This is a genomic window from Rhodococcus sp. KRD162, from assembly GCF_017168335.1.
Classification (GTDB): domain Bacteria; phylum Actinomycetota; class Actinomycetes; order Mycobacteriales; family Mycobacteriaceae; genus Rhodococcoides.
Window position 1 is genome coordinate 386673 of record NZ_JABFAU010000003.1, and the last position, 26169, is coordinate 412841.

The 26169-nt window shown below is 65.2% G+C and carries 22 protein-coding genes; 18 read left to right on the forward strand and 4 right to left on the reverse strand.

Translation table 11 applies throughout. The annotated features are described in order from the left end of the window. Nucleotides 1–51 precede the first annotated feature (51 nt). The gene (locus J1M87_RS04290; protein WP_206488107.1) at nt 52–1683 is read right to left on the reverse strand and encodes an ABC-F family ATP-binding cassette domain-containing protein; all 1632 of its coding nucleotides are present in this window, start codon (nt 1681–1683) and stop codon (nt 52–54) included. A 54-nt stretch (nt 1684–1737) separates the two neighbouring features. Here J1M87_RS04290 and J1M87_RS04295 point away from each other — a divergent pair, with 54 nt between their 5' ends. Together J1M87_RS04295 and J1M87_RS04300 are read left to right on the forward strand one after the other, a co-directional pair. Then, entirely contained in the window at nt 1738–2586 is an 849-nt protein-coding gene (locus J1M87_RS04295) for an aldo/keto reductase (protein WP_206488109.1), read from the forward strand. Nucleotides 2587–2610: 24 nt separating this feature from the next. Further along, a complete protein-coding gene (locus J1M87_RS04300) occupies nt 2611–3432 on the forward strand; it encodes a uroporphyrinogen-III synthase (protein WP_206488111.1) in 822 nt (273 codons plus the stop codon). Here J1M87_RS04300 and J1M87_RS04305 read toward each other — a convergent pair. Then, nucleotides 3429–4496: an NAD(P)-binding domain-containing protein gene (locus tag J1M87_RS04305; protein ID WP_206488113.1), complete on the reverse strand. Its 1068-nt coding sequence runs from the start codon at nt 4494–4496 to the stop codon at nt 3429–3431. The genes J1M87_RS04300 and J1M87_RS04305 overlap by 4 nt on opposite strands. A 61-nt stretch (nt 4497–4557) precedes the next feature. Between J1M87_RS04305 and J1M87_RS04310 the strand changes: the two genes are divergently transcribed. The 3 genes from J1M87_RS04310 to J1M87_RS04320 all read left to right on the forward strand — a co-directional run bounded on the left by J1M87_RS04310 (nt 4558) and on the right by J1M87_RS04320 (nt 7487). Then, a complete protein-coding gene (locus J1M87_RS04310) occupies nt 4558–5289 on the forward strand; it encodes an enoyl-CoA hydratase (RefSeq protein WP_206488114.1) in 732 nt (243 codons plus the stop codon). Beyond that, nucleotides 5286–6620, forward strand: a complete 1335-nt coding sequence (locus J1M87_RS04315; protein ID WP_206488116.1) for an ammonium transporter — start codon at nt 5286–5288, stop codon at nt 6618–6620. The genes J1M87_RS04310 and J1M87_RS04315 overlap by 4 nt, the downstream gene beginning before the upstream one ends. A gap of 192 nt (nt 6621–6812) precedes the next feature. Beyond that, complete coding sequence (locus J1M87_RS04320) at nt 6813–7487, forward strand: hypothetical protein (protein WP_206488118.1); 675 nt, start codon at nt 6813–6815, stop codon at nt 7485–7487. Nucleotides 7488–7540: 53 nt separating this feature from the next. Here J1M87_RS04320 and J1M87_RS04325 read toward each other — a convergent pair whose 3' ends face one another. Continuing rightward, a complete protein-coding gene (locus J1M87_RS04325; protein WP_206488119.1) occupies nt 7541–8488 on the reverse strand; it encodes an alpha/beta fold hydrolase in 948 nt (315 codons plus the stop codon). Between the two features lie 185 nt (nt 8489–8673). On the opposite strand from J1M87_RS04325, the gene shbA reads away from it, so the two are divergent. Then, nucleotides 8674–9255 (forward strand): RNA polymerase sigma factor ShbA, encoded by a 582-nt coding sequence (gene shbA / locus J1M87_RS04330; RefSeq protein WP_206488121.1) that lies wholly within the window; start codon nt 8674–8676, stop codon nt 9253–9255. Between the two features lie 147 nt (nt 9256–9402). Then, nucleotides 9403–11049 (forward strand): cytosine permease, encoded by a 1647-nt coding sequence (locus J1M87_RS04335; RefSeq protein WP_206488123.1) that lies wholly within the window; start codon nt 9403–9405, stop codon nt 11047–11049. 58 nt (nt 11050–11107) lie between these two features. Here J1M87_RS04335 and htpG read toward each other — a convergent pair whose 3' ends face one another. Next, nucleotides 11108–13033, reverse strand: a complete 1926-nt coding sequence (htpG, locus tag J1M87_RS04340) for a molecular chaperone HtpG (RefSeq protein WP_206488126.1) — start codon at nt 13031–13033, stop codon at nt 11108–11110. A gap of 94 nt (nt 13034–13127) precedes the next feature. Between htpG and J1M87_RS04345 the strand changes: the two genes are divergently transcribed. The 11 genes from J1M87_RS04345 to J1M87_RS04395 all read left to right on the forward strand — a co-directional run bounded on the left by J1M87_RS04345 (nt 13128) and on the right by J1M87_RS04395 (nt 26114). Then, entirely contained in the window at nt 13128–14243 is a 1116-nt protein-coding gene (locus tag J1M87_RS04345) for an MBL fold metallo-hydrolase (protein ID WP_374222349.1), read from the forward strand. 24 nt (nt 14244–14267) lie between these two features. Further along, nucleotides 14268–16664 (forward strand): HAD-IC family P-type ATPase, encoded by a 2397-nt coding sequence (locus J1M87_RS04350; protein WP_206488127.1) that lies wholly within the window; start codon nt 14268–14270, stop codon nt 16662–16664. Between the two features lie 42 nt (nt 16665–16706). After that, nucleotides 16707–16895, forward strand: a complete 189-nt coding sequence (locus J1M87_RS04355) for an antitoxin (protein ID WP_206488129.1) — start codon at nt 16707–16709, stop codon at nt 16893–16895. A gap of 66 nt (nt 16896–16961) precedes the next feature. Beyond that, on the forward strand, nt 16962–18590 hold the full coding sequence (locus tag J1M87_RS04360; RefSeq protein WP_206488131.1) for a Na+/H+ antiporter: 1629 nt from the start codon (nt 16962–16964) through the stop codon (nt 18588–18590). Between the two features lie 73 nt (nt 18591–18663). After that, nucleotides 18664–19845, forward strand: a complete 1182-nt coding sequence (locus J1M87_RS04365) for a lipase family protein (protein ID WP_307830728.1) — start codon at nt 18664–18666, stop codon at nt 19843–19845. After that, the gene (locus J1M87_RS04370) at nt 19842–21014 is read left to right on the forward strand and encodes a sensor histidine kinase (protein ID WP_206488134.1); all 1173 of its coding nucleotides are present in this window, start codon (nt 19842–19844) and stop codon (nt 21012–21014) included. Before J1M87_RS04365 ends, J1M87_RS04370 begins: the two co-directional genes overlap by 4 nt. After that, nucleotides 21011–21820 (forward strand): LytTR family DNA-binding domain-containing protein, encoded by an 810-nt coding sequence (locus tag J1M87_RS04375; RefSeq protein WP_206488136.1) that lies wholly within the window; start codon nt 21011–21013, stop codon nt 21818–21820. Before J1M87_RS04370 ends, J1M87_RS04375 begins: the two co-directional genes overlap by 4 nt. Before the next feature lie 13 nt (nt 21821–21833). Continuing rightward, the gene (locus J1M87_RS04380; RefSeq protein WP_206488138.1) at nt 21834–22193 is read left to right on the forward strand and encodes a hypothetical protein; all 360 of its coding nucleotides are present in this window, start codon (nt 21834–21836) and stop codon (nt 22191–22193) included. A 6-nt stretch (nt 22194–22199) separates the two neighbouring features. Further along, on the forward strand, nt 22200–23942 hold the full coding sequence (locus tag J1M87_RS04385; protein WP_206488140.1) for a cation acetate symporter: 1743 nt from the start codon (nt 22200–22202) through the stop codon (nt 23940–23942). A gap of 205 nt (nt 23943–24147) precedes the next feature. Continuing rightward, complete coding sequence (locus tag J1M87_RS04390) at nt 24148–24450, forward strand: DUF485 domain-containing protein (protein ID WP_241256418.1); 303 nt, start codon at nt 24148–24150, stop codon at nt 24448–24450. Continuing rightward, a complete protein-coding gene (locus J1M87_RS04395) occupies nt 24447–26114 on the forward strand; it encodes a cation acetate symporter (protein WP_206488144.1) in 1668 nt (555 codons plus the stop codon). The genes J1M87_RS04390 and J1M87_RS04395 overlap by 4 nt, the downstream gene beginning before the upstream one ends. Nucleotides 26115–26169 lie beyond the last annotated feature (55 nt).

Here is a 26169-nt window from a genome sequence, read left to right on the forward strand (position 1 = left end):
CAGCTGACCGCGCTCACCGCGGTCAGCTGCACCCGATTTCGATCACCGCGACTACTGTTCCGACAGCTGTCCGTCCGCCATCGTCCAGTGCCTCGTGCTGCGGACCGTCTCGAGCATTCTGCGGTCGTGGGTGACCAGCAGAAGCGTTCCCTCGAAGTTCTCCATCGCCCGTTCGAGTTGCTCGATGGCAGGCAGGTCCAGATGGTTGGTCGGCTCGTCGAGCACCAGCAGATTCACGCCTCGGGCCTGCAGCAAGGCCAGCGCCGCGCGGGTTCGCTCACCGGGAGAGAGCGACGCCGCGGGCCGCAGCGCGTCGTCGCCGCGCAGGCCGAACTTCGCCAGCAGGGTGCGCACTTCGGCGTCGGGCCAGTCGGGGACTGCCGCGCTCAGCGCATCGGACACCGTGCCGTCCCCGAGGAAATATGCTCGCGCCTGATCGATTTCACCGATGGCCACACCGGATCCCAGCGAGGCCGTGCCCTCGTCCGGGATCGACCTGCCCAGCAGTATCGAGAGCAAGGTCGTCTTACCGGAACCGTTCGGCCCGGTGACGAGAATCCGATCACCCCAGTCGATCTGCGTGGTCACCGGGCCGAACGTGAATCCCGATCGGCGCACGACCGCTCCGCCCAGTACCGCGACGACGGCTCCGCTGCGAGGAGCGGCGGCGATCTCCATCCGCAGCTCCCACTCCTTGCGCGGCTCCTCCACCACTTCGAGGCGTTCGATGCGCCGTTGTGTCTGTCGGGCTTTCGCGGCCTGCTTCTCGGTGGACTCGGCGCGGGTCTTACGGGCGATCTTGTCGTTGTCGGTGGCCTTGCGGCGCGCGTTGCGCACCCCCGATTCCATCCAGTTTCGCTGCATCTGCGCCCGAGACTCCAACGCGGACTTGGTGTCTGCAAACTCCTCGTACTTCTCCCGTGCATGCTGGCGGGCGATCTCCCGTTCCGCCAGATACGACTGGTAGCTGCCGTCGTACACATCGATGCGGCGCTGCGCGCGATCGAGCTCGACGACGCCCGTCACCGTCCGCGCGAGAAACTCGCGATCATGGCTGACCACGACGACCGCCGCTCGGGTCGCAACGACGAACTGCTCGAGTTGCTCGAGGCCCGCCAGATCGAGATCGTTGGTCGGTTCGTCGAGCAGCAGAATGTCGTAGCGCGCGAGCAGGATCGCGGCGAGCCCCGCGCGAGCGGCCTGCCCACCGGACAACGCGGTCATCGGTGCAGATCCGTCGACATCCAGACCGAGATCGGCCAGCACCTTCGCCGTTCGCTCCGCCAGGTCAGCGCCGCCGAGCGCCAACCACCGTTCCAACGCCGGGGTGTAGAGGTCTTCGTCACTCGAACCGAGGGCCTCGGCAGCCGCGTTCATCACTGCCTCGGCCGCCGTAACCCCGGTACGCCGGCCGAGGAAGTCCAGCACCGTCTCCCCGTCGATCCGCTCGGGCTCCTGGGCCAGATATCCCACCGTCGCATCCGGCGGACTGGTGTGAATCTCACCCTCGTGCTCGGCGGTGCCGACCCCGGCGAGCAGCGTCAACAGAGTCGACTTGCCGGCACCGTTCGCGCCGACCAGTCCGATCACGTCGCCCTCGGTCACCGTCAGGTCGAGACCGGAGAACAGGGTGCGGTCGCCGTGAAACGCGGCGAGTTCATCGATGCGGAGCGTTGCGGTCACACCGAAACACTAAGGCCAGGGAACAACAGCACCCCACCCACCGTTGGCATTCATATGACGTATTCAGCCGAGACCAGTACTGTTCCGACGATCGTGCTCAACGACGGCACCTCCATTCCGCAGCTCGGATTCGGTGTGTGGCAGGTTCCCGACGACGGTGCGCACGACGCCGTGGCCGAGGCTCTGAAGGTCGGATACCGCAGTATCGACACCGCCAAGGTGTACGAGAACGAGACCGGCACCGGCAAAGCGATCGCAGAATCCGGCATCGCCCGCGACGAGCTGTTCATCACCACCAAATTGTGGAACGACGATCAGGGGTACGACTCCACTCTGCAGGCATTCGACGCGAGCATGGACCGGCTCGGGCTCGAGTACCTCGACCTCTACCTGATCCACTGGCAGCAGCTCGATCGCGACAAGTACATCGACACCTTCAAGGCATTCCAGAAGTTGAAGGCCGACGGTCGGATCGGGTCCATCGGCGTCTCCAATTTCACCATCCCCACCCTCGAGAAGCTGATCGACGCCGTCGGCGAGGTGCCCTCGATCAACCAGGTCGAGCTGCATCCACGGCTGATCCAGGAGGAGTTGCGGGCGTTCCACACCTCGAAGGGCATCGCCACCGAAGCATGGAGCCCGCTGGGATCCGGCACCATCCTCGACGAGCCGCTGTTCGCGAAGATCGGTGACGCGCACGGTGTCACCCCGGCCCAGGTGATTCTGCGCTGGCACATCCAGCTCGGCAACGTGGTGATCCCCAAGTCGGTGACCCCGGCGCGCATCGCAAGCAACTTCGACGTGTTCGGCTTCGAGCTGAGCAACGACGAGATTCAGCAGATCAACGCCCTCGATTCCGCGGACGGCCGCACCGGCCCCGACCCGGACAAGTTCAGCAGCTGACAGTGGGGGCCTAGGGTAGTACCCATGTCCGAACCGCTCGAAGGCAAGACCGTTGCCATCACCGCCGAGCGGCGAGCAGACGAATTGGCCACCATGCTCGAACGCCGCGGCGCGAACATCGTTCACGCCGCGGCGATTCACGTTCTGCCGCTGATCGACGACTCGGAGCTCGAGTCCGCCACCGAGAGCATCATCGAGCATCCGCCGAAGATCGTGGTGATCAGTACCGGCATCGGTTTTCGCGGCTGGCTCGACGCCGCCGAAGAATGGGGAATCCGCGACAATTTCGTTGCTGCGCTGAGACGTTCGAGGATCATCGCGCGAGGACCGAAGGCGCGCGGGGCCATTCGCGGAGCCGGTTTGCGTGACGAGTGGTCACCGGCAACCGAGGCCTCGCAGGAGGTAGCGGATCACCTTGCCGCCGAGGGTGTCTCGAGCGTCGACATCGCAGTTCAGCTGCACGGTGTCATCACCGAATGGGAACCGACGATTCACCTGGGCGACGCGCTGACCGAACTGGGCGCACACGTGCGTCCGGTACCGGTGTACCGATGGATCCGTCCCGTCGATCAGACCCCGCTGATCGGTCTGTTGACGCAGATCATCGAGCGTCGCGTCGACGCGGTGACGTTCACCAGCGCCCCGGCCGTGGCTTCCCTGCTCTCGACCGCGAAGGACAACGGCCTGCTCGACGCTTTCCTCGACGCGCTGGCAGGCCCCGTCGCCGCGATCTGCGTCGGGCCGGTGACTTCGGCACCGTTGGACGCGTTGGGCGTGCCGACCTCGATGCCGAGCCGGGCGCGACTGGGCGCGCTGGCGAAGTTCGTGACCGAGCAGCTCGGCTAAGCCAAGGTCTCGAGCAGTTCGGTCACCGCGGCCCTGCCGGCTCGGTTGGCCCCGATGGTGCTCGCGGACGGTCCGTAACCGAGCAGGTGGACGCGATGGTTCGCGGCCACGCGGGTGGCGAGCCTGCCGTCCATGACTATTCCTCCGCCGTGCCCGCGCAGGCGCAGCGGAGCGAGGTGGTCGAGCGCGCTGCGAAAGCCGGTGGCCCACAGGATCACGTCGGCATGCTGACTCGAACCGTCCTCCCAGACCACCGAATCTGCGGCGATCCTCGCGAACATCGGCCTGCGCTCGAGAGCGCCGCGATCACGTGCGGCGGTCAGCGCGGGTGTCAGCAGCAGCCCGGTCACCGAGACCACCGAGCCCGGTGGCAGGCCCGCCCGCACCCGCTCCTCGACCATCGCGACAGCCCTGCGTCCGGCATCGTGATCGAACGCGCCCTCGCGGAACACCGGCGGTCGACGGGTCACCCAGGTGGTCGTCGTGACTCGGGAGATCTCGTCGAGCAATTGAACGGCAGAAATTCCGCCGCCCACCACCACGACGTGCTTGCCGGCGAACTCCTCGGCCGTCGTGAAGTCCTTGGTGTGCAGTTGCCTGCCGGTGAACGTCTCGGCCCCGTCGTAATGCGGAACGAACGGCTTCTCCCACGTTCCGGTCGCGTTGATCAAGCCCTCGGCCATCACGACGGTCTCGCCGGCCTCCACCCGGAAACGACCCTCGCGATCGCACACGACCGTCACCGTGACGGGGCGTCGGACCTGCAGTTCGAAGCGCTCTTCGTACTCGCGGTAGTAGCGGGGGACGGCGTCGGCGGCCGGAACGGCCTGAGCCTGCTGATCTCCGAGTGTCTCGGCGAAGGCCATACCCGGCAGGTCGTGCACGCCGTTGACCGTGCTCAGCGTCAACGACGGCCAGCGAAACTGCCACGCGCCGCCAGGTCCGGGTGAGCGGTCCAGCATCGAAAAGCCTGCACCTGCGGTCAGGCCGGCCCGGTGCAGGTGGTGGCCGGCGGAGAGCCCGGCCTGTCCCGCACCGATCACGGCCACTCGAGTCTCGATCACGGATACCAGTAGATCAGCCTCGCTAGGTAAAAACCCGTACTGGTCGGTAACCTCTGGTGTCGTGATCGGACTCTCTCGTGACGGCGATGTCGTCACCCTGGAATTGCAGCGCCCGGATCGACGCAATGCGCTCAACAGCGAGTTGTGCGTTGCAGTGCGCCACGGCGTCGAACAAGCCGAGCGGGACGGGGCGCGGGTTCTCGTCATCACCGGGCAGGGAACCAGCTTCTGCGCGGGCGCGGATCTGACCGGGGACGCGTTCCCGGAGTCGTTCGGGGAGATCCTCGAGGAGATGCTCGCTGCGATCGAGTCCGTCTCGATCCCGGTGATCGCGGCGATCAACGGCCCGGCGGTGGGGGCAGGTACCCAGTTGGCCATCGCCTGCGATCTGCGGGTGGCCGCGCCGAGCAGTTTCTTCGAGATTCCCTCGACGCGTCTCGGTATCGCCGTGAGCAACTGGACCATCCGGCGGTTGGCGGCGCTGGCCGGGGGAGGTGTTGCGCGCACGGTCCTGATCGGCGGCGAGCGTGTGCATGCGGATCAGGCGTACACGTGCGGACTGGCCAACAAGCTCGGCGATGTCTCCGACGCGACCGAGTGGGCCCAGTCGATCACCGAGCTCGCTCCGCTGGCGTTGCGTCACCTCAAGCTCGTGTTCAACGACGATGGATCTCACGACGATCCGACGCCGCAGCAGGCCGCTGCCTTCGCGGCCGCGTGGACCAGCACGGACATGAGGGAAGCGCGAGCCGCGCGATCCGAGAAGCGCAAGCCGAAGTTCGTGGGCAGATGATCAACGGGACGCCCGACGCCGGCGATACCGCATGGCTGTTGGCCAGTACCGCGCTGGTGCTGCTGATGACGCCGGGGCTGGCGTTCTTCTACGGCGGCATGGTGCGCTCGAAGAGCGTGCTGAACATGATGATGATGAGCTTGTCGGCCATCGCTGTGGTGTGGCTGCTCTGGTTGGTGTTCGGATTTTCGATGGTGTTCGGCGACAACGTGATCGGTGGTTGGATTGGAAACCCGCTGCAGTACGCCGGTTTCGAGGGTCTGCTGGGTGGGGTGTACACCTCGGCTGGGGGAGCGGTATCGATTCCGTTGGTGGGAACAGTTCCGGCGCTGGTGTTCGCGGCATTCCAGGCGGGGTTCGCCATGGTGACGGTTGCCCTGATCTCCGGAGCCGTCGCAGACCGGATGAGGTTCGTTCCCTGGGTGGTGTTCGCAGCGCTGTGGTCCACGCTGGTGTATTTCCCGGTGGCGCATTGGGTGTTCTCGCTCGACGGGCTCACCAGTGAGTTCGGCGGTTGGATCGCCAACAGGCTCGGCGCGATCGACTTCGCAGGCGGTACCGCGGTGGAGATCAACGCCGGGGTTGCCGGGCTGGTACTTGCGCTGGTGGTCGGTAAGCGTCGGGGTTGGCCACGAGATCCCATGCGCCCGCACAACCTTCCTGCCGTCATGCTCGGTGCCGGTTTGCTGTGGTTCGGCTGGTTCGGTTTCAACGCCGGTTCTTCCCTTGCGGCCGACGGCGTGGCCGCGGTGGCCTTGGTGAACACGATGGGTGCCGGAGCGATGTCGATGGCGGCGTGGCTAGTCGTCGAGAAGCTACGGGACGGTCGTGCGACGTCGTTCGGTGCAGCCTCGGGTGTGGTGGCCGGATTGGTGGCCATCACGCCCTCGTGTACAGCCGTGACCCCCATCGGTGCTGCCGCGATCGGCATCGTCGCCGGTGCGCTCTGTGCCCTGGCCATCGGTCTCAAATACCGCTTCGGTTACGACGATTCACTCGACGTCGTGGGTGTGCACCTCGTCGGCGGCGTCGTCGGCACGCTGATGATCGGGCTCGTCGCCAGCGCTCGGATGCCGGCCGGCGTCGACGGGCTGTTCTACGGCGGCGGCGTGCATCAGTTGTGGGTTCAGGCAGTGGCGGTGGTGGCGGTGTTCGCCTACTGCGCCGTGGTCACCGCCGCGATCGCGTTCGCGATCAAGGCGCTCATGGGAGTGCGCGCCGATGCGCAACACGAAGCGGACGGACTCGACGAACACGAGCACGCCGAGTCCGCGTACGACTTCGGCGTGAGCCACGGCGGCAGCAACAAGCCAGGGCTTTTCGGTAAGTAGGGACAAGGCGTACGCGCCCTTTACGAACCGATCGGTCGCTGAGAGTTGTTCTGTCCCTTTCGCGTTGATGCGAAAGATCGTTGTTCGGTTTCTCCCCGTTCGTTCATCTTCGGTTCGCCTCGCTCGCCTGTTGTGCCCATACCTTTTCGCTGCTCGGCATCGAGCGATGGACACGACGAAAGACTGAGGAACATGAAGCTGACTCGATTCGCGGCAACGTCCGCATTGGTCATTGCAGCGATGACGACCGCCATGGGCACCGCCTATGCCGATCCGGCACCGGCCATCGGCGCTCCGGTCGGTTGGAACGTCACCCAGGCGGGCAACCAGGTCCTGGTCGACACGGCCGCCGGATCGCTGAGCAACGAGAACAACCACCTCGTCGTCCGCGACGCCAACGGCGTCATGGTCGATTCCGTACCGCTCGCCATTGCCGCAGACGGATTCTCGCACCCCGTCGCCGCCGTGATCAACGGAAACCACGCGACCCTGACCGCCGATGTCTCGCCTGCGGCGGCAACCCCGGTCTCCGCCACTGTTCCCGGACTTCAACAGGTAGACCTGCCCGCTGCAGTGTCGGGCGTCAAGGACAACCTCAGCCTCTCCGCCACGGTAGGTGGATTCCTCGGTGCCGCAACCGGTCTGGTGACCGGATGCTTCCTCGGTGCCATCGCTGCCGGAACTGTATCCGCGCCTGCACTGCTGCTCTTCGGTGCCGCACCGGTTGCCGGATGCGTCGGCGGCGCACTGCTTCTCGGCTCGGGTGCATCACTTGCCGGTAGCACCATCGGTGGCCTCGGTGCTATCGCAGCCAACGCCGGACAGTTCATTCAGTTGCTCAACGCTCCTCCCGCCGTCAAGAAGTAGTTCTCTCGACCGCGCTGTGGCCCGCACCGAACCCCGGTGCGGGCCACAGCTGTCTACCGGGCCAGGGCGAGGTCTCGCACGTGCGCCGCCCGGGCCGCCGCCACCAGTCCGACGACGGCCTCCGCCACCTCGTTGGCGCGTTCGAGGATCACCATGTGTCCGGCCCGCGCCACGCGGACCAGCCAGGCCTCCGGTAAGTGGGCGGCGATGGTTTCCGAATGCCGCATCGGCGTCATCAGGTCATCCGAGCCACACAGCACAAGTGCAGGAATCGAGGCCAGCACGGCCAAGCCGGCTATCTCGTCGAGGCCGCGAAACGCCTCGAGGAACGCGGCCATCGTCACGATGGAGGTGTCGCCGAGCATCGCCGTCGCCAGCGTGATCACCCGAGGGCTGACCCTGCGAGATCCGCACCCCGCGGTCCTGACGATCGGGGCGCACACGCCGCGACTGAGCTTCTTGGCACCGGACATCAGTCGAGGGGCGCGTCGAACGGCGGCTCGAAACGCAGACACCGCCGGGTGCGCGAGGCAGTGTCCGAGCCCGTCGTCGGTGATTCCGCCTGCCGATGTGGCGATCAGACCGACGCCGATCAAGCGCGAGCCGATGGCATCGGGATTGTGGCGGGCATAGGACAGCGCCGTCATGCCGCCCATCGAGTGTCCGATCACGACGAACGGTCCCGAGGGGACGACGACGCGGATCACGTCGGCCAGGTCCTCGCCGAGCCGGTCGATGGTGTAGCTCTCGGGGGAGGCCGCGCTCGATTCCCCGTGCCCACGGTGGTCGTACATGACGATCCGAACGTCCTCGCCCCAGGTCTGCTCCAACTGCTGCCGCAGATCGGTCCACGACTGCATGCGCAGACAGTGCCCGTGCACGAACACCACGGTCAGAGGGGGATTCGGGTGCCCGAACTCGCGCACCGCCAGCGTGGTGCCATCGCAGGCGGCGACAGAACTGCGGCGTCCGACCTGATGATTCTGCTCGCTGGGGTACATGGCGCTCCGTAGGTGGCGGTGTCACATGTTGTTGCCCGATACGTCGCTGCGCCGACACGCCGTGTTACGTGGATCACATACGCCTGGATTGTGGTAACGGCAAGACCAAGCCGAACCGGAGACGGCACCGAATGACCCATGAGCGTTCAGGCGAGGGCGCGCGTTGCCAATGAAGGAGATCGGCCATGAGCAAGTGCGTGGACAGGCTCGAAGAGGTCGTGCCGCAGGCCGTCGCGGGAGACCGAGCCGCACTGGAACAAGTGCTCGTGCTGATTCAGCCACCGGTACGCCGCTACTGCGCGGCCCGGATCGGCAACCTCGACGTCGTCGCAGACGATGTGGTGCAGGACGTCTGCCTCGCTTTGGTGACCGCAATTCCGAAGTACCGCGACATGGGTAAGCCCTTCATGGCGTTTGTGTACGGAATCGCGGCGCACAAGTTGGCCGATGCAGGCCGTAGATCAACTCTGCGGCAGACGTTTTCGATCGACGACATGCCCGAGGAGCGGTCCTCGGATGCCGGCCCGGAGCAGCTCGCACTCGGAGACGAGCTGCGCACTCATACACAAGCGTTGCTGGACACCTTGCCGCCGAAGTACAGCAAGATCCTGCTGATGCGGGTGGTGTGGGGCATGACGGCACCGCAAACAGGTCGAGCGCTGGGAATGACCGCCGGTGCGGTGCGGGTGGCGCAGCATCGCGCCCTGAACATGCTTCGCGCCGAATTGGTGAACTTCTCGCTGTTGGACACCCGCGTCACCGCCTGAGGTTCTCCAGCAGCGGGCGTGTCGTATACAGGGAAGAGAAAGGTGCGGTCGGCTTCCGAGACGAATGTCCGAAACGCCCGATAGAGTAACCGCAGCTACATATACGTAAGACACGTAGGCAACGTTGCGGTTCTACGTTACTGATCCATGACCGCCGTACAGCCAGCGCCGACAGACACCGCGCTCAAAGAGACGCTCGAGGACTATACGCTGCGTTTCGCGCCGCGTAGCTACCGTAAATGGGGAACCGGTGTTGTCGCGACGTCCGCGCTCGGCGGCATCGCGTACCTCGCGGACTTCGCCATCGGTGCCAATATCGGAATCTCCTACGGAACCGGCAACGCACTGTGGGGCATCCTGGTGTTCGCCGTCGTGATCTTCCTGACCGGGCTCCCGCTCGCATACTATGCCGCGCGCTACAACATCGACCTCGACTTGATCACGCGCGGAAGCGGATTCGGCTACTACGGATCGGTGGTCACCAACGTCATCTTCGCGACGTTCACGTTCATCTTCTTCGCGCTCGAAGGTTCGATCATGGCCCAGGGGCTCGAACTGGGTCTGAGCATTCCGCTGCCCATCGGGTACGCGGTCTCGACCCTCATGGTGATCCCTTTGGTCATCTACGGCATGAAAGCTCTTGCCAAGCTCCAGGTCTGGACGACGCCCCTGTGGTTGGTGCTGATGGTGCTGCCGTTCGTCTATCTCGTGGTCAGCAATCCGGATTCGGTCGGGGCCTTCTTCGCGTTCGGCGGCCAGGACGGTGCCGACGGCACAGGCGTCAACGTCGGTTCGGCATTGCTCGCAGCAGGCGTGTGTCTTTCGCTCATCGCGCAGATCGCCGAGCAGATCGACTACCTACGGTTCATGCCGCCCAAGACACCCGAGAACTCCCGGCGCTGGTGGACGGCAGTGCTTCTCGCAGGCCCTGGCTGGGTCATCTTCGGTGCACTCAAGCAGGTCGTCGGCCTGTTCCTCGCCGTGTACCTGATCGCCAACGTCGTCGACGGCTCCACCATCGCCAACGAGCCGGTGCACCAGTTCCTGGAGATCTACGAGAACTTCATGCCCGGCTGGCTCGCGATGACGCTCGCGGTGATCCTGGTGGTCATCAGTCAGATCAAGATCAACGTCACCAATGCCTACTCCGGATCGCTGGCATGGACCAACTCCTATACCCGCATCACCAAGACCTACCCGGGCCGCATGGTGTTCGTGCTGTTCAACCTCGCGATCGCACTGATCTTGATGGAAGCCGACATGTTCAGTTTCCTGAACGACATTCTCGGCTTCTACGCCAACTGCGGGATCGCCTGGATCGCGGTGGTGGCCTCGGACATCGTGTTCAACAAGTACATCCTGAAGCTTTCTCCCAAGGTGCCCGAGTTCCGCCGCGGCATGCTCTACAACATCAACCCGGTCGGGTTCGGTGCCATGGTGACCTCTGCCATCGTGTCGATCCTGGTGTTCTTCGGAGCCTTCGGATCGACCATCAAACCGTACTCGCCGATCGTGGCTCTGCTTCTCGCACTGGTACTTCCGCCCATTCTGGCGATCGCAACCAAGGGAAAGTACTACCTGCGGCGCACCGACGACGGCATCGATATTCCGATGTTCGACGAGTACGGCAACCCCACCGACGCCACCCTGCTGTGCCACGTCAGTGGAATGGAATTCGAACGACCCGACATGATCGCCTCGAACGTGCCGGGGCCCAACGGAGAGAAGCAGTACATCAGTTCGCTGTCGCTGAGGACCGACAAGACGGGGGAGCACATTCTCCCGCCGCAGTGACCCGTCGTGCGCCTTTTGCGTACCTGTATGTACGCAAAAGGCGCACGACGACGGAGCCTTATACCGTGCGGGTGAGGCGGTCGGCGAGCAGCTTGGAGAACTTCGCGGGATCCTTCAGGTCCGTTCCCTCGGCCAACAGCGCAGTCGCGTAGAGCAACTCGGCGGTTTCGGCGAGATGCGGATCATCGCTGCGATCCTCGCGAGCCTTCTTCAGGCCCGTCACCAGCTCGTGGGTGGGGTTGAGCTCGAGGATGCGCTTGGACGTCGGCACGAACTGGCCCGAGGCCTTGTACATCTTCTCGAGCTGCGGGGAGAAACTGAACTCGTCGCCGACGACGCAGGCCGGTGACGTCGTCAGGCGCGTCGACAGACGTACCTCCTTGACGTCCTCGCCGAGAGTCTCGGTCAGCCAGGTGAGCAGGTCGGCGAACTCCTTGTCCTGCTCCTCGCGCTTGGCCTCGGCCTCCTTCTTCTCTTCCTCGGTGTCGAGGTCCACCTCGCCCTTGGCGATGGACTGGAACGACTTGCCGTCGAAGTCGGTGACGTTGCCGACCCACACCTCGTCGACCGAGTCGGTCAGCAGCAGCACCTCGAGGCCACGAGCCTTGAACGCCTCCATGTGCGGCGAGCTCTCGATCTGCTGGCGGGATTCGCCCGTCATGTAGTAGATCTGCTGCTGTCCGTCCTTCATCCGGTCCACGTACTCGGCCAGAGTCGTCACGCCCTCCTCGGAGTGAGTGGACGCGAACGACGAGATGCCCAGCAGGGTTTCGCGATTGTCGGAGTCCGAGATCAAGCCCTCCTTGAGGACCGTGCCGAACTGCGACCACAGCGTGTTGTACTTGTCTGGCTGCTCGCTCTGCAGTTCCTTGACCGTGGAGAGCACCTTCTTGGTGAGGCGGCGACGGATCGCGCGGATCTGCCGGTCCTGCTGCAGGATCTCGCGAGAGACGTTGAGCGAGAGATCTGCTGCGTCCACGACACCCTTGATGAACCGCAGGTACTCGGGTAGCAGCTCCTGCGAATCGTCCATGATGAACACGCGTTTGACGTACAGGTGCACGCCCGCCTTGCTCTCCCGCATGAACAGGTCGAACGGTGCCTGCGACGGAATGAACAGCAGCGCTTGGTATTCGAACGTGCCCTCGGCCTTGAACGGGATGACCTCGAGCGGCTCGTCCCAGGCGTGGCTGACGTGCTTGTAGAACTCCTTGTACTCGTCCTCGGACACCTCGTCCTTGGAGCGGGTCCACAGCGCCTTCTGCGAGTTGATCGTCTCCGTCTCGATCGTGACGGTGTCCTCGCCGCCCTCCTCTTCGCTCTTGACTCGCTTCTCGACGTCGATGCGAATGGGCCAGGCGATGAAATCGGAGTACTTCTTGACCAGTTCCTTGATCTTGCGCTCGGACGCGTAATCGTGAAGGTGGTCTTCCTCGTCGGCGGGCTTGAGCGCCAGCGTCACCGAGGAGCCCTGCGGGGCGTCGTCGACATCGGTGATCTCGTAGGTGCCCTCACCGGTGGACTCCCACTTGGTGGCCGTGCTCTCGCCGGCCTTGCGGGTGAGCAGGGTGACCTTCTCGGCGACCATGAACGTGGAGTAGAAGCCGATTCCGAACTGGCCGATCAGTTCCTCGGATGCGGCCGCATCCTTGGCTTCCTTGAGCTTCTTGCGGACCTCGGCGGTGCCGGACTTGGCCAGTGTGCCGATCAGGTCGATGACCTCCGTACGCGACATGCCGATGCCGTTGTCGCGGATGGAGAGAGTGCGGGCCGCGGAGTCGATGTCGATCTCGATGTGCAGATCCGATACGTCGACGTCCAGGTCCTTGTTGCGGTACGACTCCAGGCGCAGCTTGTCCAGCGCGTCCGAGGAGTTCGAGATCAGTTCACGGAGAAAGCTGTCTTTGTTGGAGTAGATGGAGTGCACCATCAGATCCAGGAGCTGACGCGTCTCCGCCTGGAATTCGAGCTGTTCGGTACTCAATGTCTCCCCTTCTAGCTGCAAAACCGACGCGGATATTCTACGGCAAGGCTACGGGTGAGCTGCGAAGACGTCGTAGCCGCCTACTGTGGTGGCCGTGACGAAGACGAAGTTGGTATTGGGTGCTGTCGCCGCCTCGAGCGGGGCTTGGTTGGCGCGTGCGATGTGGGGCCTGCCCTCGGCAATCGGTGCCCGGCGGGCACAGATAACCCCGTACGCGGCAGGCTCGCCGCGGTACCGCGACCGGCGATTCCACAATTCCGACCCCAGTTCCAGCTACCTGCCCGGTCGCGGGGACAAAGGGCACAAGAACATCGTCGTCTCGTTGTTCACCGAACGTGGCAGAGGCCGGCCGCAACGCCCGATCCCGCTCGCCCCGCAGATCGCGCCGGTGGATGCGGGCGAGCTGGCGGTCACGTGGTACGGCCATTCCAGCGTGCTCGTCGAGGTCGACGGCTACCGGATCCTCGCCGATCCGGTGTGGAGCAATCGTGTCTCGCCCTCCTCGGTGGTGGGGCCTGCGCGTCTGCATCCGACGCCGGTCGAGTTGACCGATCTGCCGAGGATCGACGCCATCGTCGTCTCACACGACCATTACGACCACCTCGACAAGGCGACGGTGCAGCAGCTGACGCGGACGCAGTCGGCCCCCTTCGTGGTTCCGTTGGGGATCGGCGCACACCTGCGCAAGTGGCGGGTGCCCGAGGAGCGCATCATCGAACTGGACTGGGACGAGCAGACGGTGATCGGCGGTCTCACCCTCACGTGCACCGAGGCCCGGCACTTCTCCGGCCGCGGTCTGACCCGCGACTCGACGCAGTGGGCGTCCTGGGCGTTCGCGGGCCCCACCAGGCGCGTCTTCTTCGGTGGCGACTCCGGGTACACACCGAAGTTCGCCGAGATCGGCCGCAACTACGGACCGTTCGACATGACCCTCCTCCCCGTCGGGGCCTACGACCCCCGGTGGCCGGATGTCCACATGAACCCCGAGGAAGCGGTCACCGCGCACGTCGATCTGACGGCGTCGGGCATTTTCGTTCCTATTCACTGGGCCACGTTCAACCTGGCTTTCCACCCGTGGTCCGAGCCGATCGTGCGCTTGCACGAGGCAGCTCAGGATGTCGGGGTCCAGGTGGCAGTGCCGATGCCTGGACAGCGCATGGACGGCACACGAACCGTGACCGACGATCGTTGGTGGGCGCGGCTGGGCTGACCGAACCGGGATTAAGCTGCACTCATGTCTATCGACGCCGATGCGCTGCGTGACTCCGGTCTGACCGAGGCGGAAGTCGCCAAGCTCACCGCCGAGGGAAAGTCGAACGACGTTCCGGCCCGTGCGTCTCGGTCGGTTCGCGATATCGTCCGCGGCAACGTGTTCACGCGGATCAACGCGATCCTCGGTGTGCTGTTGATCATCGTGCTCTCGACGGGTTCGGTGATCGACGGCATGTTCGGACTGCTGATCATCGCGAACAGTGGCATCGGAATCATCCAGGAAGTTCGAGCGAAGCGGACGCTGGATCGCTTGGCCATCGTCGGTCAGAACAAGCCTCAGGTGCGACGCGACGGCGTCTCGAAGCAGGTGGCTCCCGACGAGGTGGTCCTGGGCGACATCGTCGAGCTGGGCCCGGGCGACCAGATCGTCGTCGACGGTGAGGTGATCGAGACCGAGAGCCTCGAGATCGACGAATCCTTGCTCACCGGTGAAGCCGATGCCGTGCACAAAACGGAAGCGGCGCAGGTCCTTTCGGGTAGCTTCGTCGTGGCGGGCAGTGGGGCGTACCGCGCGACGAAGGTCGGCCGTGACGCCTACGCCGCCAAGCTCGCCGAGGAAGCCAGCAAGTTCACGCTGGTCAAGTCCGAACTGCGAAGCGGCATCGACAAGATCCTGAAGTTCATCACGTACCTGATGATCCCGGCCGGTGTGCTCATCATCTACAACCAATTGTTCTCCAGCGGCCAGGCGCTACGACCGGCCCTCAACGGTATGGTCGCCGCGCTGGTGCCGATGGTCCCCGAAGGTCTGGTGCTGATGACCTCGATCGCGTTCGCGGTCGGCGTGATCAGGCTCGGTCAACGGCAGTGTCTGGTGCAGGAATTGCCCGCGATCGAGGGCCTCGCCCGCGTGGACGTGGTGTGCGCAGACAAAACCGGCACCCTCACCGAGAACGGGATGCGGTTGCACGAGGTGGTGTTGCTCGACGACGCCGATTCCGATTCCGTCACAGCCGCTCTCGCATCGCTGGCGCATGACGATCCGCGGCCGAACGCGAGTGTGCAGGCCGTCGCCGAGGCCTACCCGGATGCGCCGGGGTGGACGCAGAGTGCCGTTGCCCCGTTCTCGTCGGCCAAGAAATGGAGCGGCTCGTCCTACGGCGAGCACGGAAACTGGGTGCTCGGTGCCCCGGACGTGCTGCTCGATCCCCAGTCGCACGCGGCGCGAGAGGCCGAAGAAGTCGGATCGAGGGGTCTGCGAGTGCTGCTGCTCGCCGGCTCCGATCGTGCCGTCGACGACATCGACGCACCGGGCACCGTCATCCCACGGGCACTGGTGATCCTCGAGCAGAAGGTGCGCCAGGACGCGCGAGAGACGCTGGAGTACTTCGCCAGTCAGCACGTGGAGGTCAAGGTGATCTCCGGGGACAATGCCGTCTCGGTCGGCGCGGTCGCAGGGTCTCTCGGCCTGCCGGGCGGCGACTCCCCGGTCGACGCACGAGAGCTGCCGGAGGAATCCGAACAACTCGCCGATGCCGTGGCGAACTCCACCACGTTCGGCCGGGTCCGGCCCGATCAGAAGCGAACGATGGTGGGCGCATTGCAATCTCGCGGCCACACGGTCGCGATGACCGGTGACGGTGTCAACGATGTCCTGGCTCTCAAGGACGCAGACATCGGCGTCGCGATGGGATCGGGAAGTGCTGCCACCCGTGCCGTCGCGCAGATCGTGTTGTTGGACAACAAGTTCGCAACGCTGCCCTATGTCGTGGGGGAGGGGCGACGCGTCATCGGCAACATCGAACGCGTCTCGAATCTGTTCCTGACCAAGACCGTCTACTCGGTGCTGCTCGCGTTCCTCATCGGGCTCACCGGAGTGCTCTCGCAGATCTTCCACTTCGAGCCGATTCCGTATCCGTTTCTGCCGCGGCACGTGACGATAGCCGCGTGGTTCACCATCGGTATCCCGGCGTTCGTGCTCTCGCTCGCGCCCAACAACGAGCGGGCCCGTAGCGGTTTCGTCTCGCGGGTGATGCGGCTGGCCGTCCCGTCCGGATTGATCGTCGGATCGTGTACTTTCGTGTCCTATTTGCTGGCCTACGCCGGGCCGAACGCCACCGAGGTCCAGGTGACCCAGGCCAGCACGACCGCGTTGATCACCCTGATCATGATCGCCCTGTGGGTGTTGGCCGTCGTCGCGCGGCCCTACAACTGGTGGAAGGTGCTGCTGCTGGCCGGATCGGTCGGTGGCTACCTGGTGCTGTTCGCAATTCCGTTCTGCCGCACCTTCTTCAAGCTCGACCCTTCCAACGTCGGAGCCACCACCAGTGCGCTGATCATCGGCGGGATCGGTATCGCGCTGGTCGAGGTGGTCAACAGGGTGGGAACGGCGCTGCGTAATCGGCAGGGTAATACGTAGGATGCAGGTGTTCCGAACGATCTGATGAACAAGGAGTGGGTCATGGGCTTCGCAGACAACTTGAAGGGTCTCGTCGACAAGGGCAAGGACCTCGCAGCCGAGAACTCGGACAAGATCGACGACGTCGTGGACAAGGCGGGGGACTTCATCGACAGCAAGACCGACGGTAAGTACGCCGACAAGGTCGACAAGGTCCAGGAAGCAGCCAAGAAGGCGATTCCGGACAAGTAGGACCTATCCGGTGGTTCGGTGCCGTCGGTCGCGCTCGAGGGTGCGGCTGACGGCACAATCGTCGGTGTGGACGGACCGATACTTCTTCTCGTAGTCATCTTCGCGATCGCGGTCGCCGGATTTGCCAAGCGACTGGACCTGCAGGTCCCGCTGGTGTTGGTGACCGTCGGGTCCATCGCATCGTTCGTTCCAGGTGTTCCGCATGTCAGCCTCTCACCCCAGCTGATCCTCGGGGTCGTGCTTCCGCCGCTGCTGTATTCCGCGGCGCTGGATTTCTCGTTCGTCACCTTCCGGCGAAATCTCGGCCCCATTCTTCGGCTCGGCCTGGTCATGGTGATCGTGACGACGTTCGTCGTCGGCTGGTTCGCGAATCTGTTGATCCCGGAAGTGACGCTGGGTGCGGCGCTGGTGCTCGGCGCTGTCGTTGCCCCACCCGACGCGGTGTCCGCGATCTCCGTCGGCCGCAAGCTGGGCCTGCCGGCGCGGATGATGGCCATTCTCACCGGGGAGAGCCTGGTGAACGACGCGGCGGCGCTGACCCTGTTCACCCTGGCGGTCGCGTCGGTGACGGGCAGTCGAATCGAACTGGGCTCGCCGTTGCTGTTCTTCGCCTACGAGATCATCGGCGGTGTGCTGGTCGGGTTGGCCCTGTCTCGCATCGTGCGTTTCGTCCGTACGCGCATTGCCGATTCTGCGCTCGAGACCGTGCTCGGCCTGGTGTTGCCGTTCACCGCATATCTGGCAGCCGAGGAACTGCACGCCTCGGGCGTCCTCGCCGTCGTCACGGCAGGTTTCGTGTTGGGCCGCGTCACGGCCGATGTCTCGGTTGCCACGAGGGTCCAGGAACGGCAGGTGTGGCCGACGCTGGATCTTCTCCTGGAAGCATTCGTCTTCGCGTACATGGGTCTGCAGCTCAAATTCGTGGTCCAAGAAGTGCAACGTGAGGGGTTGCCGGTCCACCACGTGTTCGCGTACGCGCTGCTGGTGCTCCTGGTGGTCATGGCGGTTCGTCCGGCTTGGATCTTCGCCAATTCCGGACGGAGCCTGGTGTTCAGGCGGCTGTTCCGGCGGCGCGAACCCAGCGAGCCCGGGCTGACCTGGCAACAGAACCTGGTGCTTTCCTGGGCCGGGATGCGCGGCGTGGTCACCCTCGCTGCGGCCGCCGGTGTGCCGCTGACCACGGTGGTGGGTGACGAGTTTCCCGGCCGCGCGGTGATTCAGGCGGTCGCCTTCGTCGTCGCGGTCGGCACGTTGCTGCTGCAGGGGCTGACCCTTCCGATGTTGATTCGAAGGATGGATGTCGCCGATCCACTCGAGCAGCAGCGCAACGACAATCAGCGGCTGCTCTCCCAGGCCATCGCGCGCACGGCGGCTGAGGACTATCTGAAACGAGCGGCGGAACAGGGGATCGCCGGCGTGGACCGGGAACGGGTCGGTGAAGTGATCGAGCGGGTGCGCCGGTCGGTGCTTGCCCGGTTGGACGCCGAGGAGACCGAGGATCGGGAGAAGCGAATCGCCGCGGCAGGTGCGATGTTCGATTCGTTGCGCCACAACGTCCTGGTCGCGCAGCGGGCAGCGCTCATTGCCGCCCGTGACTCGGGGGAGTTGGACGACGAAGCGTTACGAGCAGTGTTGAATGGCTTGGACGTGGAGGAGATTGCGGCGGAGGCTCGCATCGAACGACGCTCGATCTAGCCGACGCACGATCCAGCCGACGCACGATCTGGACGATGACCGATGCGACGAACAACGTAGGAGCGCAGAGACTGTGAGGTCGACCGGACCGGTGGCCGCCGCGGCACTGGTGTTCGCCCTTGCTGCGTGCAGTGCGCCCGTCGCTGCTCCCACACCACCGCCCCAGACTCCGCTGACGGCACCCGAGGGCTCCGAACGCGGCGAGATCGTCTCGTCGATGCTGCTCGGTCAGGTCGACATCGGTGTCGCGTACCTCGGCGGCACGGCCACGAAGATCGTCTATCGCACCACCGACGGAGTGACCGGCGGTAGCACGCAGACATCGGGAACAGTGTTCGTGCCCAAGGGATCTGCGCCCCCTGGCGGTTGGCCGATCGTCTCGGTCGGGCACGGCACCACCGGAGTCACCGACGAATGTGCGCCCTCGCTCTACCCGAACCTGTTGGGCAGCATCGGATTGGTCACGCCGTTCCTCGAGCGCGGCACCGTGGTGGTGGTCACCGATTATCAGGGGCTCGGCACGCCGGGTGACCCGGCCTATCTCGACCCCGACGCGGCAGCCTACGACATCATCGACGCGGTTCGGGCGGCCCGCAACGTAGTGCCCGAGGTCGGCACCAGGTGGGGCGCCGTGGGTACCTCGCAAGGTGGGCAGGCGGTATGGGCGGCCGCCGAGAGAAATGCCGACTACGGCGACGGCCTGCAGATGGTGGGTGCCGCGGCGCTCTCGCCCACCGCCGATCTGACCCGATTCTTCGCACCGGAGACCGAACAGACCCTGTCGCGTCAGCTGCTGGTGCCGTATCTGTTCGAGGGGTTGCATGTGGCCGATCCGAGCGCCGAACGCTCGGAGTACATCCGCGGCACCTTCGCCGACAACGTGACCGCACTGACGGCCTGCAGCGACCTGCTCGGCTTCCGGAAGGCCGACGCCGGAGCCGTCATCGACCCCGCCGACGCTGTTCCGGCCACCGAGCAGGCAGCAGATCGGATGACGAACTGGCTCGAATCGGTGGCGCTGCCGAGATCGCGTACCGCGGTGCCGCTACTGGTCCTGGTCGGCGAGCGCGACGATCTGATCGACCCGAGTTGGACGCGTTCGGCGGTTGCGAAAGCCTGCGACCTGGGCCAGGACGTGGAGCTTCGATCCGAAGCGCAGCAGGGCCACGCCGAGCTGGCCGCCAACAGTATCGGCGTCGACTGGCTCGTCGACCGGTTCTTGAACCTGCCGCCGTCGAGTACGTGCGCACGATGACCGGAGCCCTGGCCGTGCTCGCGGTGATGGTGGCAGCGATCGTCACGGTGATCGCCGTCATCAGCCTGCGCGGACGGCGTGATCTGACCACACCGGCCGAACGGGCCGTACACGCCACCCTGCACACCGCCTCGTTGGCGGCCAAGCCGCTGCGCGACGGACTCGATGCCCGCTCGGCCGCAGCCGCCGCCCCGCACCTCCGGTTGCTCACCGGAGCCGACGCGTTGGGCATCGGCGATCCCGACGGCTCCCTGCTGGCCTGGGACGGACCGTGGGACGAGCTGACCCCGGCGTTCGTCGAAGCAGCCAAACGAGCCGTCGACGGACAACGCCGCGTCCTGGTGCGCCTACCACTCGGTTCGATTCACCCCGTCAAGGCTCTGGTGGTGCAGCCCATGCTGGTGGACGATTCTCCGGTCGTCGGGGTGTTGGGAGCGGCCCTGATCGAGGAGCCGGGTCCGGGCATGCTCGGCGCGATCACCGAGGTCGCGCGGTACGCCTGCGGGCAGATAGAGCTCGCCGAGCTCGACGCGTCGAGAGCTCGACTGGACCGAGCCGAGGTGCGGGCGCTCCGCGCGCAGATCAGTCCGCATTTCATCTACAACGCACTGAGCACCATCGCGTCGTTCGTGCGAACCGATCCGGATCAGGCACGCGAGTTGGTGCTCGAGTTCGCCGACTTCACCCGATACTCGTTCCGCAACGCTGGCGAATTCACGGTGCTCGCCGACGAACTGCGCAACATCGATCGGTATCTCACACTCGAGCGGGCCCGCTTCGGTGATTCTCTGCAGGTCTCGTTGCAGGTTGCGCCCGAGGTGTTGGGTGTTGCTCTGCCGTTTCTCGCGCTGCAGCCGCTCGTCGAGAACGCCGTCCGGCACGGGCTGTCCGGTAAGGCCGACGGTGGCCGAGTGACGATCATCGCCGCCGACGAGGGCACCGACGCCGTCATCAGCGTCGAGGACGACGGGGTGGGAATGGACCCTGATTTGTTGCGTTCGGGCAGTTTGCACACCGAGGAGGCCGCCCACGTCGGATTGGCGAACGTGGACGATCGGCTGCGGGCAGCCTTCGGAAACGACTACGGTCTCGTCGTGGACACCGCACCGGGCGCAGGCACCAAAGTGAGCATGCGGGTGCCCAAATTCAGGCCGGGGGTGCGCGCATGACTCAGGCTGCCACCACCAACCCCGGCCGCGGGTTGACCGTCCTCGCCGTCGACGACGAGCGTCCGGCACTGGACGAACTCGCCTTCCTGCTCCGCAGGCAGGACGCCGTCGCCGCGGTGTTCACCGCGCAGGACGCCACCACTGCCCTGCGGCAGATCCAGCACACCGCCGCCCCCGGCCAACCCGTCGTCGACGCGGTGTTCCTCGATATCAACATGCCCGGCCTCGACGGCCTCGAACTGGCGGGCATCCTGTCGGCGTTCGCGCGGCCACCGGCCGTCGTGTTCGTCACCGCCCATGATGATCGGGCTCTCGCGGCGTTCGATCTCGGCGCGGTCGACTATCTGCTCAAGCCACTGCGCGAGGACCGACTGGCCGAGGCCGTTCGTCGGGTACTGCTCGCGCGTCGTAGACCCGCCGAGTCCGCTGACACCGCAACCGACGAGGTCATCCCCGTCGAACTCGGCGGAACCACCACCTTGGTGCACCGGTCGTCGGTCGCGTGGGTGGAGGCGGACGGCGATTACGCCAGACTGCACACCGGTACCGGCTCGCACCTGGTACGCATCCCGATATCGACCCTCGAAAGTCGCTGGGTCGATGCAGGATTCCTGCGGGTGCACCGCTCCTACCTGGTCTCGCTGCGGCTGGTGACGGGAATCCGAAGTGTCGGTTCGGGTCTGGTGGTGTGCCTGCGCGGAACCGGAGATCTGGCCGCCTGCGAACTGCCGGTCAGTCGCAGGCATGCACGCGAACTCAAGGACAGACTGGTCCGCGGGCCCTTGCAATCGTGGTCGTCTCGATGACGAGGGTGCGGCGATGAGTCAACCGAACCGCGAGCGGGTGGTGCTCTCGCAGCGTCGAGGTGCCCGGATGGTGCGCACCCGCGTCGAAGTACAGGAGCAGACCGAGGTCGGTGACGCCTTGGTCCGCAGTCTGGTCAGGGCGCAACTGTTGCTGTCGGTGCGCCTGGCGGTGATGACACTGTCGATTCTGTTCGCCATCCCGTTGCTGGGCATGCTGCTCGCGCGAATCGGCCAGGTGGCACCGTTCGGTATCGGCTTGCCGTGGTTGGTGCTTGGGGTGGCGATCTATCCGCTGCTGTTCGGGGTCGGCTGGGCCTACGTGCGCCGGGCCGAGCGCAACGAGACCGAGTTCGTCGGGCTGGTCGAGGACTAGAGGTAGGTGAACGGATCCATTCCCGTTGCGACGGTGATCGCGCTGCTTCTGGCGGCGCTGGCCACAGTGGGCATCGGCATCTACGGGGTAAGGCTGGCGCGCACCACCTCGGACTTCCTTGTCGCCTCGCGGAGCGTGGGTCCGCGCTGGAACGCTGCCGCCATCAGTGGTGAGTATCTCTCTGCTGCATCGTTTCTCGGCGTTGCCGGGCTCATCGCGAAGTACGGCGCCGATGCACTGTGGTACCCGGTCGGCTTCACGGCGGGCTACCTGGGTCTGCTGCTGTTCGTCGCCGCTCCACTGCGGCGCAGCGGCGCGTACACCGTTCCGGATTTCGTCGAATTCCGGCTCGGCGCACCGTGGTTGCGCACCGTTGCGATGCTGGCCGTCGTCGTCATCTGCGGGCTGTACCTGGTGCCCCAGTTTCAGGGTGCCGGCCTGACTCTGAACATTCTGCTGGGAGTGCCCGGATGGGTCGGTGCCCTGGCCGTCGGGCTTATCGTCATCGCGAACGTCGTCGGCGGCGGGATGCGCTCGATCACCTTCGTGCAGGCATTCCAGTACTGGCTCAAACTCACCGCGATCGCCATCCCCGCACTGGTCCTGGCCGTGCACTTCTTTTCCGACGACCGCATCGTCGGCAGCCCGGCACCGCCGACCGTGACCGAACAGACCGTCGTCGACATCACCACCGATGTTCTGGTGCAGGTGGATTCCCCGATCGTCGTCACCGTGGCAGGCACCCTCGACCACGAGAATGTCGAGGGACGGGTTCGGCTCGACGCGGGCCAGCATCAGCTGGGCTCGGGCACTGCGCTCACCCTCGACGCCGGATCTCCCGTGCCTGTCGTCGCGGGTGCGCCGACGACGGACCGGGCCTGGGCGATGCCCGGCGGGGGCCTGGGCGGAGCGCATCCGCTGTACCAGGTGTATTCACTGATTCTGGCCACCTTCCTCGGAACCCTCGGCCTCCCGCACGTGTTGGTGCGCTTCTACACCAACCCCGACGGTCGAGCGGCACGGCTGACCTCACTGACCGTCCTGGCGCTGCTCGGAATGTTCTACCTGTTCCCGACGGTGTTGGGAGTGTTCGCCCGGCTGTACGTACCGCAACTGCTGATCACCGGGGCATCGGACGCGGCGGTCCTGCTGCTGCCCGGTTCCGTGCTGTCCGGGATTCCGGGGCAGTTGCTCGCCGCGCTCGTCGCCGCGGGTGCCATCGCGGCCTTCCTGTCCACCTCGTCGGGGCTGTTGGTGAGCATCGCGGGTGTACTGAGCACCGATGTCCTGTCGGGTCGGGTCCGAGACTTCCGCATCGCCGCGACACTCGCTGGTGCAGTACCGCTGGCGCTGTCGATCGGCGTGGTCTCGCTCGATCTCTCGCGTACCGTCGGACTCGTCTTCGCGGTCGCCGCATCCACCCTCTGCCCGTTGCTCGTACTGGGAATCTGGTGGCGCGGACTCACCGCAGCGGGGGCAGCGACAGGACTGCTTCTCGGTGGCGGCATCGCACTGGTGGCCGCGTCGATCTCCGTCGTCACCCCCATCTCCGAGGCCGTTCTCGGTGGTTGGGCGTCGGCGATCCTCGGCTATCCCGCTGCAGTGAGCGTTCCCATCGCCTTCGTCTCGATGATCGTGGTCAGCCTGGCCACTCGAAAGTCGGTGCCGCCGGACATCTCCCGGATCTTCGCGAGACTGCACCTACCCGAGGGGCTCGACATGGGGCGTGACCGCGAGCGCGAACTCTGAAAACGCCCGTCTCCCCGCTCGGCTGCCACTTTCGACCGCTCGTCGCACACACCCGCAGCCCGCCGTGTGATCGAGGCCACCTCCTGATTTTGTGACCTGACTCTCATTAGTGTTCCGACACAGCCACAGCTCACATCTACTTCAGGAGTTCAAGGTGACCGCACCGGAAACCAATTCGCCACCGGACGCGCAAGCGTTCGTCGACATGCAGGCCAGTCCGGAGTTCCAGGAACTCCGCCGTCGCCTGCGTAGCTTCGTGTTCCCGATGGCCGGGTTCTTCCTGGTCTGGTACGTCCTCTACGTGCTGCTGAGCACCTATGCCGTCGACTTCATGTCGACCAAGGTGTGGGGCAACGTCAACGTCGGTCTGCTGCTCGGCCTCGGCCAGTTCGTCACCACGTTCGCCATCACCGGCATCTACGTGAAGTTCGCCAACCGTGAACTCGATCCTCGCGCTGCAGCTCTGCGCGCCGAGATGGAAACCTCCCAGGGAGCGAAGAACTCATGATCGGTCATTCCGCAGGCTCCACTCCTGCCGTGAACGTACTAGCCCAGGCCGCCGAGACCACCGTCGGTGAACCCCTCGTCAACATCGCGATCTTCGGTGCATTCGTTCTCATCACGATGACCGTCGTCATCCGCGCATCGAAGAAGAACTCGACCTCCGCGGAATTCTTCACCGCGGGCGGCGGCTTCTCCGGACCGCAGAACGGTGTCGCCATCGCGGGCGACTACCTCTCGGCGGCAAGCTTTCTCGGTATCGCAGGTGCCATCGCCGTCTACGGTTACGACGGCTTCCTGTACTCCATCGGCTTCCTCGTCGCCTGGCTGGTCGCGCTACTCCTCGTCGCCGAATTGCTCAGGAACACCGGCAAATTCACGATGGCGGACGTGCTGAGCTTCCGGCTCAAGCAGGGCCCGGTTCGCACCGCGGCGGCACTGTCGACGCTGACGGTCTCACTGTTCTACCTGCTCGCGCAGATGGCGGGCGCAGGCGGACTCGTCGCTCTGCTGCTCGACATCTCCGACCGCACCGGACAATCCATCGTCATCGCCGTCGTCGGCGTGCTGATGATCGCCTACGTTCTCATCGGCGGCATGAAGGGCACCACCTGGGTACAGATCATCAAGGCCGTGCTGCTCATCACCGGCGCAGCATTCATGACCGTCCTCGTGCTGGCCAAGTTCGGCCTGAACTTCTCCGAGCTCCTCGGTAGCGCGCAGACCATGGTGGCCGGATCGGCGAACGATGCCGTGGCAGCGCGTGACGTGATCGAGCCCGGGGCTCAGTACGGCGGCAGTGCCACCTCGAAGATCAACTTCCTCTCGCTCGGTATCGCCCTCGTGCTCGGCACCGCGGGTCTGCCGCACGTGCTGATGCGCTTCTACACGGTGCCCACCGCCAAGGAAGCTCGCCGCAGCGTCGTATGGGCCATCGCGCTCATCGGTGCCTTCTACCTGTTCACCCTCGTTCTCGGCTACGGAGCCGCAGCGATCGTCGGACCCGACCGCATCCTGGCCTCGGCCGGTGGTCAGAACTCCGCTGCTCCGCTGTTGGCCTTCGAGCTCGGCGGCGTGATCCTGCTCGGCATCATCTCGGCGGTCGCCTTCGCGACGATCCTCGCCGTGGTCGCCGGACTGACGATCACCGCCTCGGCCTCGTTCGCCCACGACATCTACGGCAGCGTCATCAAGAAGGGCAAGGTCGACGACGTCAAGCAGGTCAAGGTTTCCCGCATCACCGCCGTCGTCATCGGTCTTCTCGCCATCGGTCTCGGCATTCTCGCCAACGGCCAGAACATCGCCTTCCTGGTGGCACTCGCTTTCGCCGTCGCGGCGGCGGCCAACCTTCCGACCATCCTCTACTCGCTGTTCTGGCGTCGCTTCACCACCACCGGTGCGCTGTTCAGCATGTACGGCGGTCTGATCTCCACCATCGTGTTGATCGTCTTCTCCCCGGCCGTCTCCGGATCGCCGACGTCGATGATCCCCGGATCGGATTTCGCCTGGTTCCCCCTGTCCAACCCCGGCATCGTCTCGATCCCGTTGGCATTCGTCCTCGGCATCGTCGGAACGCTGATCTCGAAGGACACCGAGAGCAAGGACAAGCAGGCAGAGATGGAGGTTCGCTCCCTCACCGGCATCGGCGCGGAGAAGGCCAGCGCGCACTAGTCGTACGGAGAGTCCACCGAAAATGTCCGTGTGAGCAAGGCCTCACACGGACATT

Coding starts and splice junctions, on each gene's coding strand:
- J1M87_RS04380 (WP_206488138.1), top strand. CDS start 21,834: ATGAGTCAACCGAACCGCGAGCGGGTGGTGCTCTCGCAGCGTCGAGGT.
- J1M87_RS04390 (WP_241256418.1), top strand. CDS start 24,148: ATGCAGGCCAGTCCGGAGTTCCAGGAACTCCGCCGTCGCCTGCGTAGC.
- J1M87_RS04295 (WP_206488109.1), top strand. CDS start 1,738: ATGACGTATTCAGCCGAGACCAGTACTGTTCCGACGATCGTGCTCAAC.
- J1M87_RS04370 (WP_206488134.1), top strand. CDS start 19,842: ATGACCGGAGCCCTGGCCGTGCTCGCGGTGATGGTGGCAGCGATCGTC.
- J1M87_RS04335 (WP_206488123.1), top strand. CDS start 9,403: ATGACCGCCGTACAGCCAGCGCCGACAGACACCGCGCTCAAAGAGACG.
- J1M87_RS04350 (WP_206488127.1), top strand. CDS start 14,268: ATGTCTATCGACGCCGATGCGCTGCGTGACTCCGGTCTGACCGAGGCG.
- J1M87_RS04375 (WP_206488136.1), top strand. CDS start 21,011: ATGACTCAGGCTGCCACCACCAACCCCGGCCGCGGGTTGACCGTCCTC.
- J1M87_RS04395 (WP_206488144.1), top strand. CDS start 24,447: ATGATCGGTCATTCCGCAGGCTCCACTCCTGCCGTGAACGTACTAGCC.
- J1M87_RS04320 (WP_206488118.1), top strand. CDS start 6,813: ATGAAGCTGACTCGATTCGCGGCAACGTCCGCATTGGTCATTGCAGCG.
- J1M87_RS04325 (WP_206488119.1), bottom strand. CDS start 8,488: ATGTACCCCAGCGAGCAGAATCATCAGGTCGGACGCCGCAGTTCTGTC.
- J1M87_RS04355 (WP_206488129.1), top strand. CDS start 16,707: ATGGGCTTCGCAGACAACTTGAAGGGTCTCGTCGACAAGGGCAAGGAC.
- shbA (WP_206488121.1), top strand. CDS start 8,674: ATGAGCAAGTGCGTGGACAGGCTCGAAGAGGTCGTGCCGCAGGCCGTC.
- J1M87_RS04315 (WP_206488116.1), top strand. CDS start 5,286: ATGATCAACGGGACGCCCGACGCCGGCGATACCGCATGGCTGTTGGCC.
- J1M87_RS04300 (WP_206488111.1), top strand. CDS start 2,611: ATGTCCGAACCGCTCGAAGGCAAGACCGTTGCCATCACCGCCGAGCGG.